This window comes from Pikeienuella sp. (genome assembly GCF_046290545.1).
Lineage (GTDB): Bacteria > Pseudomonadota > Alphaproteobacteria > Rhodobacterales > Rhodobacteraceae > Pikeienuella.
In genome coordinates, this window is record NZ_JBKAGV010000015.1 from 221938 (window position 1) to 234944 (window position 13007).

The window sequence follows — 13007 nt, forward strand, 5'->3', positions numbered from 1 at the left end:
CATGCACATCGACCCGACCCGCCCGCAATTCGACGCCTTCAAGGCGCTCCCGCGGGACAAGCCGATCAACATGCTGAACCTCGTCCGCCTCCGCGAGCGGGCGGATTACCCGGACGGTCGCGAGGCGACGGGGGCGGAGGCCTACGCCGCCTACGGGCGGGAGAGCGGGCCGGTCTTCGCGAAGGTGGGCGGGTCGATCCTCTGGCGCGGCGACTTCGAGGCGGTGCTGATCGGGCCGGAGGACGAGGCCTGGGACCATGTCTTCATCGCCCGCTACCCCTCCGCCGCCGCCTTCCTCGCCATGGTCACGGACCCGATCTATCGCGAGGCGGTGAAGCACCGGCAGGCCGCCGTGGCGGACAGCCGGCTGATCCGCCTGGGCGACGCGGAGGCGGGCAAGGGGTTCGGGTGAAGATGTGTGCGCACAGTGCGCAGGGGGGTCATGTATCTGGCGTAAAAGACTATTCTGAAATATGACATTTTGGTGACAGTCGGCCGCAAGCGCACTGACGGAAGAGACCAGACCCATATCTGTCGCCCCTTTTGTCTATGCGGCGGCTCACGGAACTGGCCCCGACTCGTCACCGGGCGTCCGGATTTCGATGGCGAACCGGGCTCCCTCTCCGATCCGGCGGGCGCCCGTGCGCGAACCGCATGGTTGACGCGTCCACGGATCGGTCTTTCTTCTGGAAGGAACGCGTTCTGGAGATGGAGATGAAGACGTCCCTTCGAACTGCGATGATGCTCGCCGCCGTCGCCAGTCCGGCGACGGCGAACGAGATCAGCTTTGACGACTGGACGCACCAGCCTTTCTCGATCTTCTCCAACAACGACTATCATCGGGAAGGCCCGCGCCTCGACGTCGTGTCGGACGACTCGGTGTCGCTGATCTACACCATGCTGGAGCCGGATTCGTGGAACATGCGGACGGCGCGATGGTCCTGGCGGGTGGAGGAGAGCGCGCCGGCGACGGATCTTGCGCGCAAAGGTGCGGACGACCGGAACCTGTCGATCTACGCCGTGTTCCTGCCGCCGGGCGACGCGGAGCGACTGCGCGGTGAAAGCGTGGCCGCCATTCTGGACGAGCCGAGCGCGCTGACGCTGACCTATATCTGGGGCGGCGACTACGACCGTGACGCGCTCGTGGCGAGCCCCTATCTCGGGGAGCGCGGCATTGCGGTGATGCTGCGTCCGGCGGGCGTCGGCGAATACATGGAGCAGGTGGATCTTGCCGAAGACCTGAAACGCGCATTCGGGGCGGAGGGTCTGGCGCTGGTCGGTCTCGCCGTCTCGGCGGACAGCGACGACACGGACAGCCGTATCCGCGCCTCGGTCTCCGGTCTCGTTCTGGAGTAGCAAAGCTGCGCGCCCGGCGTGCTCGTCGAGCTATAGGCTCGCCGTTCCTGACCCTTGGCGGCCATCCAGCTCATCTGCGGCGAAGTGTTCCTGCCCGGGGCTGGCGGGCACCTTGAAGCCGGCTATCCCTGTGTTCGCGCCACCAGTCTCACCCTCGGCGGAAGCCGGCGAGCCATGTCTCCATCGCCGCGCCCGCAATGCCGAGAGAGCGCGCGACGGGGGGCAGGGCGGAGGCGGCCTTCCGCCATTCGTCCAGCGCGGGCGGGAGGGCGAGGGGGCGGGCCATTTCCGCCGCCATCATCTCCGCCATCTGGAGCGTGACGGGGAAGGCCATGTCCGCGATCGTCGGCTCCGCGCCGAGATGGAAAGGCGCGGGGGCGACGAGATCGGCGAGGCGGGCGAGCGCCGCCTCCACGGCGGCGACGCCCTCCTCCACCGAAGCGGGCTCCGCCCGCCAGTCCCGCTTCACCAGCGGGAACATGGCGCGGGCGGCGGCCTCGACCCGGTTGTCGTGAAAGTCCAGCAGGGCGCGGGCGCGGGCGCGGCCGAGAGGATCGGCGGGGAGGAGCGCCGGGGCGGGAGCCAGCTCCTCGATCAGCTCGACAAGGGCGTTGGAGCCGTGGAAGGCCTGGCCGTCGATCACCATACCCGGCACGGAGCCGGCGGGCACGAGGGCGCGGTATTCCGGCGAGCCGTAGCCGCCGGGCGGCGTCTCCTCCCGATAGGGCAGTCCCTTCCAGTCCAGCGCGATGCGGACCTTGGCGACGAAGGCGGAGACGGCGACGCCGTAGAGGACGATCTCCAAAGGCTTACGGGCCCCGCCAGTCTATGGAGCAGATCTCGGCCGACTTGCCGTCGAAATTCCAGACCCGGCCGAAATCCCTGAGCTTGGACTTGAGCCCGACGCCGACGGTGACGGTTGGCCCCATCCAGTAGCCCGTATTCTCGATGTTGACGGGCTTGCCCTTGTCCGCCCCGTCGACGGGCTTCACCTGCCCGAAGATCGCGCGCCCGGCGGTGATCGTGCGGACCCCGGCCTCGTCAGTCGAATAGGTCACCGCCTCGCGCCGGGAGCCGAGGAAATTGCCGACGAGCATGGTGAAGAGCCCGGTCGTGCCCCCGGCGCGGCCGGACATGATGCGCTCCAGCGCCTCGTATTGCTCGTCATCCGCCAGCTCGTCCACATAGAGCGCGGCGGTCCAGTTGCCTTCGGACATGCGGCCCGGAATGTCGAGCAGCATGGCGATGTGGAGGCCCGAAAGGTCCGCGTCGCCATAGCGGCCCTTGTCGATCCGGACGCCGAGCCACGCCTGGCAATAGCCCATCGAGGGCCGCGCCTGCCCGAGCGAGACGACGCAGGGGCAGAACACGTCGCAATTGCAGTTGAGCGCGAGTTCGCCCTTCACCCGCCATTCCGGACGCTCGGCCTTCGCCTCCGCCCGCTCTTTCGTCGCCGCCTTCGCCATTCCCTTCTCCTTCAGACCTGCATCCCGATCATCGCCGCGCCGGCGCCGAGCATCGCGGCCCCGGCCCAGCGGCCCCATCTTTCCGCGCCGGGCGCGATCTTCTCCGCGAGGCAGTAGAGCGAGATCGCCGCCATCCACCAGAGGTTCATCGCGCCGAAGACGAACATCAACCCCATCAGCGCCGCGCAGCAGCCGAGGCAGTGCATCCCGTGCCGGAGGCCGAGCCGGGCGGCGCCCGCGGCGCCGGGGCGCCATTCGGCCATGAGGAAGGCCATCGGCGCGCGGCATTTCACCATGCAGGCCTGCTTGACCGCGCTGAACTGCCAGGCCCCGGCGAGGAGGAGGAGCGCGCCGGCGGCGAAGGGCGCCGCCGCCCCGTCGAAGCCGATCAGCCGCGCTTCGCGCAGCGCGAGCTGCGCGGCCGCGAGAAGGCCGGAAAAGCCGCCCCAGACGAGAAGATAGCCGCCCGAGAAGGCGCTCACGAGGCCCCAGAAGCGCGCGCCCCGCGCGCCGATCCCCGCAATGTCCGCGAAGGGGGCGAGGACGGCGGCCATCGCCGGCAGCATCATCGCCGCCATCATCAGCGCCCACATCGCCCAGAGCTCGGCGAAAAGGAGCGGGGAGAGGGGCGGCGCGGGCGCGGCGCTCACCGCCTCCCCGGTGAAGGCGGCGCGGCAGAGCTCCACGAGCCAGGAATCGGCGCCGCCCATCGCGGAGACGGCGAGGAGCCACAAAGCGGCGGCGAGGGCGAGCGCCGCGCCCGCCGCCGCGACGCGCGCGTCATCGGGGCGGAAGGCGCCCCAGGCCGGTCTCGCCCGCTGGTTCATGGCCTCAGAAACGACAGGCGCGCTGCGATGTCCAGCCCCGCAAGGGCGGTGGACAGGCGGGCGCGGCGGCGCGACAAGGGGGCGGCTTCCCGATGGTTCCCATGACCGCTTCCGCCGCCCCCGTCGTCGCCCGCCCCTGGGCCGTGCTGCTCGGCCTCACGCTCGGCGTCGCCGTCACCAACGGTTTCGCGCGTTTCGCCTACGGCCTGATCCTGCCGGCCATGCGCGCCGATCTTGGCTGGACCTACGCGGAGGCGGGGTGGATCAACACGGCGAACGCGCTCGGCTATGTCATCGGCGCGGCGGGGACGCTGGCGCTCGTCCGCCGCGTCTCCGCCGCGCGGCTCTTCGCCTGGGGGGCGGGGGGGACGGCGCTGTTTCTGCTCGCGACCGGGTTCTCCTCCGATTTCGCGCTGCTGACGCTCTGGCGGGTGTTGACGGGGATCTGCGGCGCCGCGGCCTTCATCGCCGGGGGCGCGCTTTCGGCGCTGTTGTGGCGGGACGACCCGCGGCGGAACGCGCTTTCCATCGCGGTCTATTTCGGGGTCGGCGGCGGGCTCGGGATGCTGCCGCCGGCGGCGCTCCCGTGGCTCTTCGCGCTCGAAGGATCGGGGGCCTGGCCCCTCGCCTGGATCGGGCTCGGCGTGCTTTCGCTGGTTTTCCTCCCCGCCTGCCTCTGGTCCGCCGCCCGGCTCCGCCCGCCGCCCGGGCGGCCGGCGCGGGGGGCGCCGCCGCCGCTCCGGCGGATGGGATGGGAGATTGCGGGCTATGCCTGTTTCGGGCTCGGCTACATCGTCTACATCACCTTCCTCGTCGCCTCGATGCAGGAGCGGGGGGCGGGGCCGGGCCTCGTCTCGCTCCTCTGGGCGGTGATCGGGCTCGGCATCGCGGCCTCGCCCTGGCTCTGGCGGCCGGTCTTCGCCCGCTTCTCCTCGGGCGCGCCGCTCGCGCTCGTGATGGCGGTGCTGGCGGTTGGGGCGCTGATGCCGGCGCTCCTGCCGCTCGGCCCGGCGGGGGCGCTGCTCTCGGGCGCGCTCTTCGGGCTTACGGTCTTCATGGCGCCGGGGGCGGTGACGAGCTTTTCCCGCCGCAACCTGCCGGAGGCGGGATGGGGCGCGGCGGTGAGCCTCTTCACGCTCGTCTTCGCGCTCGGCCAGACGGCGGGGCCGGTCGTCGCCGGGCTGATCGGCGACATCACCGGCGATGTCGGCGACGGGCTGCTCGCTGGCGGGCTCGTTCTTGCGCTCGGCGCGCTTGCGGCGGCGATGCAGCGGCCGCTCGCGCCTGCCCGCGGCGCTTGACAGCCGCCGCGGCGCCGCCAAGGCTCCGGCCCGATGCTCGACCCGCGCCCCATCGCCTACGTGATCGGCCTTCTCATCCTGGGGCTCGGCCTCTCCATGATCGCCCCGGCGCTGGTCGATGCGGCGCATGGCTCGGCCAACTGGCGCGCCTTCGCGCTTTCCGGCGTCATCTCCGTCTTCTTCGGGGGCGCGGCGGTGCTCGCCTGCCGGGAAGGGAGGAGCGCGGGGCTCACGATCCAGCAGACCTTCCTCCTCACGACCCTCTCCTGGCTCGCGCTGCCGCTCTTCGGCGCGCTGCCCTTCGTCTTCGGCGCGCCCAACGCGCGCTTCGTCGACGCCTTCTTCGAGGCGATGAGCGGGATGACGACGACGGGCTCCACCGTGTTCACCGGGCTGGAGCGGATGCCGCCCGGCGTCCTCCTCTGGCGCGGGCTCCTGCAATGGTATGGCGGGCTCGGCATCATCATCTTCGCCGTCGCCTTCCTGCCGGCGCTGAAGGTCGGCGGCATGCAGCTCTTCAAGGCGGAGGCGTTCGACACGCTGGGGAAGATCCTGCCGCGGGCGGCTGAGATCGCGCAGTCGATCGGTTGGGTCTATCTCGCGCTCACGCTGATGTGCCTTCTGGCCTATGCCGCCGCGGGCATGTCCACGCTCGACGCGACGGTGCATGCGATGACGACGCTGGCGACGGGCGGCTTTTCCAATACGGATTCGTCCTTCGCCTCCTACGGCGCGGCCTCGGAGTACATCGCCTCGCTGTTCATGATCCTCGCCGCCTTGCCCTTCATCCGCTTCGTGCAGATCGCGGGCGGCGCGCCGCGCCCGCTTCTCGAGGATCCGCAGGTGCGGGCCTTCCTCGGCGTGGTCGCCGTCTCCGTCGCGGTGCTGACGCTCTATCTCTTCATCGACAACGACGGGGTGACGGAGGAGCCGTTCCGGAAGTCGCTCTTCAACGCCGTCTCGATCATCTCCGGCACCGGCTACGCCAGCGCGGACTACACGACCTGGGGGGCGTTCCCGGTGACGCTCATCTTCATCCTCGGTTTCGTGGGCGGCTGTTCCGGCTCGACGGTCTGTTCGGCGAAGATCTTCCGCTATCAGGTGCTCTTCGCCGCGGCATATGCGCAGGTGCGGCGGCTGCAATCGCCGCACGGCGTCTTCACGCCCCGTTTCGGCGGCCGGCCGATCGAGCCGGAGGTGATTTCTTCCGTCATGAGCTTCCTCTTCTTCTTCTTCCTGATCTTCGGCGTCTTCTCCGTCATTCTCTCGATGATCGGGCTCGCGCCGATCACCGCGATCTCCGGCGCGGCGACGGCGCTGGCCAATATCGGCCCGGGGCTCGGGCCGGAAATCGGGCCGGCGGGCAATTTCGCGGGGTTGCCGGATTCGGCGAAGTGGGTGCTTTCGGCCGCGATGCTGATCGGGCGGCTCGAGCTTCTCTCCGTCCTCGTCCTCTTCACCCGCGCTTTCTGGCGCGGTTGAGATGCGGCCGGGCGCGCTGGCGCTTCTCCTCATGTGCCTCAGCGCGCTGACCATTCCGGTCGGCGACGCCTTCGCCAAGGAGATCCAGCGGACGACGGAGATGGGGCCGGCGCCGGTGATCCTCGCGCGGTTCCTCCTCGGCGCCGCCGTCTTCCTCCCTCTCTCCATCGCCTTCGGCCAGGCGCCGCTTCTGACCCCGCGCTTCCTCGCGGCGCAGGCGCTCCGCGGGCTCTGCGTCGCGGGCGGGATCACGGGGATGGTAAACGCCGTCGGCCATGCGCCGCTGGCGGATGTGTTCGGCGCCTTCTTCATCGCGCCGGCGGCGGCGACGCTGCTCGCCTGGGCGCTGCTCGGGGAGCGGGTGACGCAGCGCGACCTCCTCTCGCTCGGGCTCGGGCTCCTCGGCGTCCTCCTCGTCACGCGGCCTTCGGCGGAGATGAATCCGGGCCTCCTCTGGGCGCTCTTCGGCGGGCTCAGCTACGGCGCCTTCAACGCGGCGACACGGTGGAGCGCGCCGCTCGGCCGCCCGCTCGGGCAGCTGGCGGGGCAGCTCGTCTTCGGCTGCCTGCTTGCGCTGCCGTTCGGCGCGGCGGAGATCGGGCGGGTCGGAGAGGCGCCCTGGCTCCTGATCGGTTCTGGGCTCTTTTCCGCCCTCGCCAATCTCTTCCTCGTGATGGCGTATGCGCGGGAGCGGGCGGCGGTTCTGGCGCCGCTCATCTATCTGCAATTGCCCTCGGCGGCCTTTCTCGGCTGGGCGGCGTTCGGCGACCTGCCGGACATTCTGGCGGCGGCGGGGCTGGCGCTGATCGTCTTCGCCGGGCTCGGGCTCAGGCTGCTCGCGCCGCGCCGGTGAGCCGGCCCTTCGGCCCGAGCCCCGCGATCCGCACGGGGACGAGCGCGCCGATCGGGCGATCCTCCGCCAGCTCCACCTCGGCGAAGCCTTCGGTCCGGCCCCGGCGGGGGCTCTCCATCAGGATCGTCCGCTCCGCGCCGATCTCGGAGGCAAGATAGGCCGCCTCCCGCGCCGCGCCCGCCGCGCGAAGGCGCGCCGCCCGCTCCTTGACGGCGCCGCCCTCGACCTGCGGCATCCGCGCCGCGGGCGTGCCCTTCCGCGGCGAATAGGGGAAGACATGGAGCCAGGTGAGGCCGCATTCCTCCACCAGCCGCAGCGAATTCTCGAACATCGCCTCCGTCTCCGTCGGGAAGCCGGCGATGATGTCCGCCCCGAACACCATGCCGGGCCGGCGCGCGCGGAGATCGGCGCAGAAGCGGATCGCGTCATCCCGGAGGTGCCGCCGCTTCATCCGCTTCAGGATCATGTCGTCCCCCGCCTGGAGCGAGAGATGGAGATGTGGCATGAGCCGGGGCTCGGATTGCATCGCCTCGATCAGAGCCTCGTCCGCCTCCACCGAGTCGATGGAGGAGATGCGGAGACGCGCGAGGCCGGGGACGAGCCGGAGGATGCGCTGCACGAGGTCGCCGAGGCGCGGCGCGCCGGGCAGGTCCGCGCCCCAGGAGGTCATGTCCACCCCGGTCAGCACCACTTCCGCATAGCCCTGATCGACGAGCCGCGCGATCTGCTCCACCGCGACCCCGGCGGGAACGGAGCGGGAGGCGCCGCGGCCATAGGGGATGATGCAGAAGGTGCAGCGATGGTCGCAGCCGTTCTGGACCTGCACATAGGCGCGGGCGCGCGTGCCGAACCCGTCTATGAGGTGCCCCGCCGTCTCCCGCGCGGACATGATGTCGTCCACCAGGATCTTCTCGGTCGGCGGCCGGAAATCCGGCGCGGCGAGGGCGCGCCAGCTCTCTCCCCTCATCTTTTCGAGATTGCCGAGGACGAGATCGACCTCCGGCATCGCGGCGAAGGTTCCGGGCTCCGTCTGCGCGGCGCAGCCCGTGACGACGATGCGCGCCTCCGGATTCTCCCGCCGGAGGCGGCGGATGCGCTGGCGCGCCTGCCGCACGGCCTCCGCCGTCACCGCGCAGGTGTTGACGACGACGGCGCCCTCCAGCCCCGCCTCGGCGGCGAGGGCCTTCATCGCCTCGGTCTCGTAGAGGTTCAGCCGGCAGCCGAAGGTTTCGAACACCGGAGTAGTCTTGTTAGCGCTATCGCGCTTCGCGCTGCTTGAGCGCGGATTCTTTACCGCGCTATCGCGCTTTGCGCTGCTTGAGCGTATTGGCGCGTTCATTCCGCGCCCTCCCAGATCGCAGGGCCGAGCACGCCCTCGAAAACCGTGGCGACAGGGCCCGTCATCAGCACGCCCGCATCGTCGGCGGGCCATTCGACCTCGATCTCCCCGCCGTCGAGGATCAGCGCCGCGCGGCGGCCCATGAGCCCGCGGCGGACCGCATTGACGAGTACGGCGCAGGAGGAGGAGCCGGAGGCGAGCGTCACGCCCACGCCCCGCTCCCAGACGCGCACGCGGGCGCGGTCTTCCGCCAGAACGGTCACGAACTGGACGTTGGTCCGCTCGGGGAAGAGCGGATTGCGCTCCGTCTCCGCCCCGCGCGCGGCGAGGTCCACGGCGTCGGCGTCCTCCACGAAGAAGGTGCAGTGCGGGTTGCCCATCGAGCAGGCGGCGGGCGCGCCGGGGAGGGACAGGCGGGCGGTGTCGCACGCCTCCGCCAGCGGCACGTCGCGCCAGCCGAGGAGGGGGGCGTCCATGTCGACGCGGATGCGGCCGTCCGCCAGCCCCGCGCAGGCGAGGAGGCCGCGCTCGGTGCGGAGCATGAGGCTCCGCTCGCCGCGCTCCGCCATCAGCCGGGAGGCGACGCAGCGCGTGGCGTTGCCGCAGGCGCCGGCTGTCGTGCCGTCCGCGTTCCAGAAGACGAGCCGGGCGTCCGCCTCCGCATCGTCGAGGATGACGGCGAGCTGGTCGAACCCGACGCCGCGATGCCGGTCCCCTATCGCGCGGGCGCGCGCGGGCGACATCGGATCGGCGCGCCCGCGCGCGTCGATCACGACGAAGTCGTTGCCGAGCCCGTGCATCTTCACGAAGCCGGGGGGAGGAAGGGAGGCGCTCATGCCGCGCATATACAGCCGCGGGGCGCGCGGCGCCAGAAGCCCGGATTCGGCCTTGACCTCAGTCGCCGCCGTTCCTATGGCTCCCCTCGGCGCGCCCTTAGCTCAGTTGGTAGAGCAACTGACTTTTAATCAGTGGGTCGTGGGTTCGAGTCCCGCAGGGCGTACCAAATCTTTCAAGGGGTTATGTGCTGCGCAGTCGGCGATGATCTGCAACCTAGCCTCTTTGAGGGACAACTGGGGGACAGTTCGCCCATGCTTTCCCCTCTCGGGGCGCTCCCGGATTCCTCGGCTTTGCACCATGAAACCCGATCCCGAGATGACGAACCGATGACGACGATGCTTGAGACGACCTCCGCCCCCATCTTGCTCCCCGGCGCAGAGACGGAGGCCGCGCGGCGCTTCCGGGCGTTGATGGATGCAGAGGCGCGGGTGGACGGGCCGCAGGGCTCCGACGACGAGGCCGACGCGGCGCTTGATACGGTGCTGGCCGCGCCGATCACGACACTGGCTGACCTCGCCGCGGTTGTTATCGCCGCGGCGACTGCCAACGCCCCGGAGCCTGACAGCGCGGTCGGCAAGGTGGAGCGGGCCGCGCGCTCGATCCTCGTCGCCGCAGCCTCGGCCTGTGCTGTGACAGGCACCCGGCCCGACACGGAGGCGCGGCGGCTCTATCTCGCATGGGTCGCCACGGAGGACCGGGCGAACGAGGAAGGCGACAGCGATGCGGTCAAGGAGGCGAGCGGGTTGGCGATGCAGTTGGTCTGCGCGCCGATCACCTGCACGGCTGACCTCGCCCTGATGGCGCACACGCTCCTGTTCCTTGGCGACGCCTACGTTGACCGGTGGGACGTGCTGCGCGAGCGCCTCGCCAAGTGCGTCTGACGTTACGTGACAGGGGGCGGGCCGCGGCTCGCTCTTCTCTCCGCCCTCTGCGCAGTGAGAAGATGCGCGGCAGGCTCGCCCGGCAGGGGAGACAGCCCCGCCGCAGCAACGCCGACCCTCTCGCCGAACTCGCGCCGGCAGGCGGGCCCGCCGCTCCAGCGTCGGGGGCTAGGTCGCAGCGCGGCCGGATCGGATCGACCGCCGGGCCGGAGGGGCCGCCACCCCCAGCCGGGCTCCCCACCGCGCCGCCTCAAGTCTCTGATCGCCCCCGAGAGAAATTTCGCCGGTTTTTTTCGGCCTAACCGTTGAACCGCTTATCGTTGTGCCAACGGAGCGCCTTTGGATCGGGACGCCACCTTGCGTCAGTGGGCTGATCGATCTCTCTGCCACGCAGAGCGAAATAGTGTGTCCCGTTGTCGAACTCCTCGCGGATGCGCGGGCTGACTTCGAGGCGCAGGCTGGGAGTGATCGTCACATACCCAGCGTCAAAGAGGCTATGCATTTCGCGCCGCTGCAGAACGCCGTTGCTCGGCCCGTGCGCCCCGCCTTCGGCGTCAGGCCGGATGTGCGCCGCTTCCAGAGCCGGAAGCGTCGGCTCCTGGGTTACCGCGCAGCTCCGGGCGTAAAGATCGGTGAAGACCACCTGGAAGTCGCCCTAGGCGAAGGACGAGGCTCACGTCACGTTCGAGATCGTCCATCATAGGCCCTGGATAACAGGTTTCGCAGTAATTCGTCGGCACCTATCGCGGTTTGCGAGCAAACCGCTCCCGGGCAGCGGCTGCGTGTTCGAGCGCAGCTTCGCCTAGTCAATGAAGCGCTGCCGCCTCGCCCAAGACTACGAGCAGCTAGCCCGCGTCGCCTAAACCCTCTTCCTAGTCTCCACAGTCGTGACCCTTGTCAAGCGGTGGGCGCAAACCGTCCAACACACGCTCTCAGGCACCTGATGAGCGACGATGACATGACCCTGCGCGCCCGGATGTTCTGGTCTGAGGGCGACTAGGTCAGAATGAAAAGGATTTGATCGGATTCCCCCGTGATCGATCGGCCAGACCGCACGAAAGGAGACCGGATCTTAATTCCTCAAGTGCACCAGAGGCCAAGTCTCTTGGGAAGCATCTGGTGGAGTAGGGTGCATGGTGTCGATGTTTGTTCTGGCGAAGGCGCGACGAGCGTCGTTCGCGGTATCGATCCCGCTCATCGGTCTGTTGGCCCTCTTCATGCTTCTGTCGCCTGTGCGCGCTGCAGAGGACGGTTGGGCGGTGCTCCGCGCCACCGGGCTCGTAGAATACCGCGCGCGGGAAGCGGCGCCATGGCGTCAAGCCTCGGAACTGAAGACCCTTCCTCTCGGATCGACCGTCAGGACGGGTCCCGACGGCTTAGCCGTTCTTGCGAGGGGATTCGATTCCATTGAAGTCGAAGCCTCCACGATCGTGGAGTTGACGGACGACGGGCGCGACGTCGTGGTCGACCAGCCGCAGGGACGCGCCATCTACGAAGTCGGAAAGCGATCCGCGAGCCGGTTCAAGGTCCGAGCGCCGACGATGACGGTCGTCGTGAAGGGAACAGGCTTCGCGGTCGACTCGACCGAGGGAGTCGAGTCGGTCAGCGTCTTCGACGGCGCGGTCTCCGTTGAGAGCGCAAGAGGAGACACGGCCGACGTTTCGGCGGGAATGTCAGCTTCGACCGCAGGCGCGAATGGCGGTATTTCCGTCGGTGCCGCCGCAGCTTCGCGCGGATCCTTTGCCGGGACGAGTTCGTCGATGGCCGGCAGACCGGCGAGTCAAGCGTCGAGCGCCGCGCCGGCGGCGGCGGCCCCTGCAGCAGCGACGGCGACAGATGCGGCAGCGCCGGCGGCGGCGGCGGCGACGGCCGGTCCTGCCGCAGCGTCGAATTCAGGAGTGACCGGTCCGGCAGCCACCTCGAATGACGCTGCGGTAGGCGCATCGTCGAGCGCTCGTGGAGGGTCTAGCGGGTCGACCGCGGGCGGAAGCCAAGGCGGCGGCTCCGGCGGCGGCCAGGGCGGAGGCGCGGGCGGCGGCCAGGGCGGCGGCGCGGGCGGCGGCCAGGGTGGAGGCGCGGGCGGCGGCCAGGGCGGGGCGCGGGCGGCGGCAGCGGCGGCGGCTCGGGCGCGGGGCAGGGCGGCGGCGCGCGCAGCGGCGGCGCGCGCGGGCGGCGGCAGGGCGGAGGCGCCGGCGGCGGCCAGGTGGAGGCGCGGGCGGCGGCCGGCGGGGCGCGGCGCGGCCGGCGGCGGCGGCGGCGGCGGGGGTGCCAGGCGGAGGCGCGAACGGCGCAGGCAGGCGGCTCCGGCGGGCGGCAGGGCGGCGGTCCGGGGCGGCGGCGGGCGGCGGCTCCGGCGGCGGCCAGGTGGAGGCTCCGGCGGCAGGCCAGGGCGGCGTCCGGCGGCGGTCAGGGCGGCGGTCCGGCGGCGGTCAGGCGGCGGCTCCGGCGGCGGCGGGGCGGAGTCCGGCGGCGTCAGCGGCGGCGGCGGCGGCGCGGCCGGGGCGGAGCTCGCGGCGGCGGTCAGGGCGGCGGGCCGGCGGCGGCCAGGGCGGCGGCGGCCGGCGGGCGGCAGGGCGGCGCTCCGGCGGCGCCGGCCGCGGCGCGGCGGCGGTAGGGCGGCGGCTCCGGCGGGGGCAGGGCGGCGGGTCGGCGGCGGTCACGGCCG

The 13007-nt window shown here is 71.0% G+C and carries 12 protein-coding genes, 1 tRNA gene and 1 pseudogene; 8 read left to right on the forward strand and 6 right to left on the reverse strand.

Features of this window, described 5'->3' with window-relative positions:
- The first annotated feature begins 1 nt into the window (after position 1).
- On the forward strand, positions 2 to 412 hold the full coding sequence (locus tag ACE37J_RS14725; protein WP_409712231.1) for a DUF1330 domain-containing protein: 411 nt from the start codon (positions 2 to 4) through the stop codon (positions 410 to 412).
- A 302-nt stretch (positions 413 to 714) separates the two neighbouring features.
- Entirely contained in the window at positions 715 to 1356 is a 642-nt protein-coding gene (locus ACE37J_RS14730; RefSeq protein ID WP_409712233.1) for a DUF3047 domain-containing protein, read from the forward strand.
- A gap of 148 nt (positions 1357 to 1504) precedes the next feature.
- Here the strand turns inward: ACE37J_RS14730 and ACE37J_RS14735 are convergent, their stop codons facing one another.
- The 3 genes from ACE37J_RS14735 to ACE37J_RS14745 are packed head-to-tail and all read right to left on the reverse strand — an operon-like array spanning position 1505 to position 3649.
- Positions 1505 to 2161, reverse strand: coding sequence for a glutathione S-transferase family protein (locus ACE37J_RS14735; protein ID WP_409712235.1), 657 nt, complete (start codon positions 2159 to 2161; stop codon positions 1505 to 1507).
- Between the two features lie 4 nt (positions 2162 to 2165).
- Entirely contained in the window at positions 2166 to 2822 is a 657-nt protein-coding gene (locus ACE37J_RS14740) for a DUF1326 domain-containing protein (RefSeq protein ID WP_409712237.1), read from the reverse strand.
- 11 nt (positions 2823 to 2833) lie between these two features.
- The gene (locus ACE37J_RS14745) at positions 2834 to 3649 is read right to left on the reverse strand and encodes a DUF2182 domain-containing protein (RefSeq protein WP_409712239.1); all 816 of its coding nucleotides are present in this window, start codon (positions 3647 to 3649) and stop codon (positions 2834 to 2836) included.
- 101 nt (positions 3650 to 3750) lie between these two features.
- On the opposite strand from ACE37J_RS14745, the gene ACE37J_RS14750 reads away from it, so the two are divergent.
- Genes ACE37J_RS14750 through ACE37J_RS14760 form a run of 3 tightly spaced genes read left to right on the forward strand, consistent with a single transcriptional unit; the run spans position 3751 to position 7285 of the window.
- A complete protein-coding gene (locus ACE37J_RS14750; protein WP_409712241.1) occupies positions 3751 to 4950 on the forward strand; it encodes a YbfB/YjiJ family MFS transporter in 1200 nt (399 codons plus the stop codon).
- Between the two features lie 33 nt (positions 4951 to 4983).
- Positions 4984 to 6432 carry a TrkH family potassium uptake protein gene (locus ACE37J_RS14755; RefSeq protein WP_409712243.1) on the forward strand — a complete coding sequence of 483 codons (1449 nt, stop codon included), beginning with the start codon at positions 4984 to 4986 and terminating at the stop codon, positions 6430 to 6432.
- A gap of 1 nt (position 6433) precedes the next feature.
- On the forward strand, positions 6434 to 7285 hold the full coding sequence (locus ACE37J_RS14760) for a DMT family transporter (protein WP_409712244.1): 852 nt from the start codon (positions 6434 to 6436) through the stop codon (positions 7283 to 7285).
- On the opposite strand, the gene mtaB is transcribed toward ACE37J_RS14760, so the two are convergent.
- Positions 7260 to 8522: a tRNA (N(6)-L-threonylcarbamoyladenosine(37)-C(2))-methylthiotransferase MtaB gene (gene mtaB, locus ACE37J_RS14765; RefSeq protein ID WP_409712246.1), complete on the reverse strand. Its 1263-nt coding sequence runs from the start codon at positions 8520 to 8522 to the stop codon at positions 7260 to 7262. The two genes, ACE37J_RS14760 and mtaB, sit on opposite strands and share 26 nt — an antisense overlap.
- A 98-nt stretch (positions 8523 to 8620) precedes the next feature.
- Entirely contained in the window at positions 8621 to 9460 is an 840-nt protein-coding gene (gene dapF / locus ACE37J_RS14770) for a diaminopimelate epimerase (protein WP_409712249.1), read from the reverse strand.
- Between the two features lie 91 nt (positions 9461 to 9551).
- Between dapF and ACE37J_RS14775 the strand changes: the two genes are divergently transcribed.
- Together ACE37J_RS14775 and ACE37J_RS14780 are read left to right on the forward strand one after the other, a co-directional pair.
- Positions 9552 to 9627, forward strand: a tRNA-Lys gene (locus tag ACE37J_RS14775).
- A 160-nt stretch (positions 9628 to 9787) separates the two neighbouring features.
- The gene (locus tag ACE37J_RS14780) at positions 9788 to 10342 is read left to right on the forward strand and encodes a hypothetical protein (RefSeq protein ID WP_409712251.1); all 555 of its coding nucleotides are present in this window, start codon (positions 9788 to 9790) and stop codon (positions 10340 to 10342) included.
- 298 nt (positions 10343 to 10640) lie between these two features.
- On the opposite strand, the gene ACE37J_RS14785 is transcribed toward ACE37J_RS14780, so the two are convergent.
- Entirely contained in the window at positions 10641 to 10985 is a 345-nt protein-coding gene (locus ACE37J_RS14785) for an HNH endonuclease (protein WP_409712253.1), read from the reverse strand.
- A 574-nt stretch (positions 10986 to 11559) separates the two neighbouring features.
- On the opposite strand from ACE37J_RS14785, the pseudogene ACE37J_RS14790 reads away from it, so the two are divergent.
- Positions 11560 to 11955: pseudogene (locus tag ACE37J_RS14790) on the forward strand (FecR domain-containing protein); the annotation flags it as partial.
- Positions 11956 to 13007 lie beyond the last annotated feature (1052 nt).

Bases quoted from the DNA above. Each gene is read 5' to 3' on its own strand.
- ACE37J_RS14780 (WP_409712251.1), top strand. From the start codon at position 9,788: ATGACGACGATGCTTGAGACGACCTCCGCCCCCATCTTGCTCCCCGGC.
- dapF (WP_409712249.1), bottom strand. From the start codon at position 9,460: ATGAGCGCCTCCCTTCCTCCCCCCGGCTTCGTGAAGATGCACGGGCTC.
- ACE37J_RS14760 (WP_409712244.1), top strand. From the start codon at position 6,434: ATGCGGCCGGGCGCGCTGGCGCTTCTCCTCATGTGCCTCAGCGCGCTG.
- ACE37J_RS14730 (WP_409712233.1), top strand. From the start codon at position 715: ATGAAGACGTCCCTTCGAACTGCGATGATGCTCGCCGCCGTCGCCAGT.
- ACE37J_RS14740 (WP_409712237.1), bottom strand. From the start codon at position 2,822: ATGGCGAAGGCGGCGACGAAAGAGCGGGCGGAGGCGAAGGCCGAGCGT.
- ACE37J_RS14750 (WP_409712241.1), top strand. From the start codon at position 3,751: ATGACCGCTTCCGCCGCCCCCGTCGTCGCCCGCCCCTGGGCCGTGCTG.
- ACE37J_RS14725 (WP_409712231.1), top strand. From the start codon at position 2: ATGCACATCGACCCGACCCGCCCGCAATTCGACGCCTTCAAGGCGCTC.
- ACE37J_RS14755 (WP_409712243.1), top strand. From the start codon at position 4,984: ATGCTCGACCCGCGCCCCATCGCCTACGTGATCGGCCTTCTCATCCTG.
- ACE37J_RS14745 (WP_409712239.1), bottom strand. From the start codon at position 3,649: ATGAACCAGCGGGCGAGACCGGCCTGGGGCGCCTTCCGCCCCGATGAC.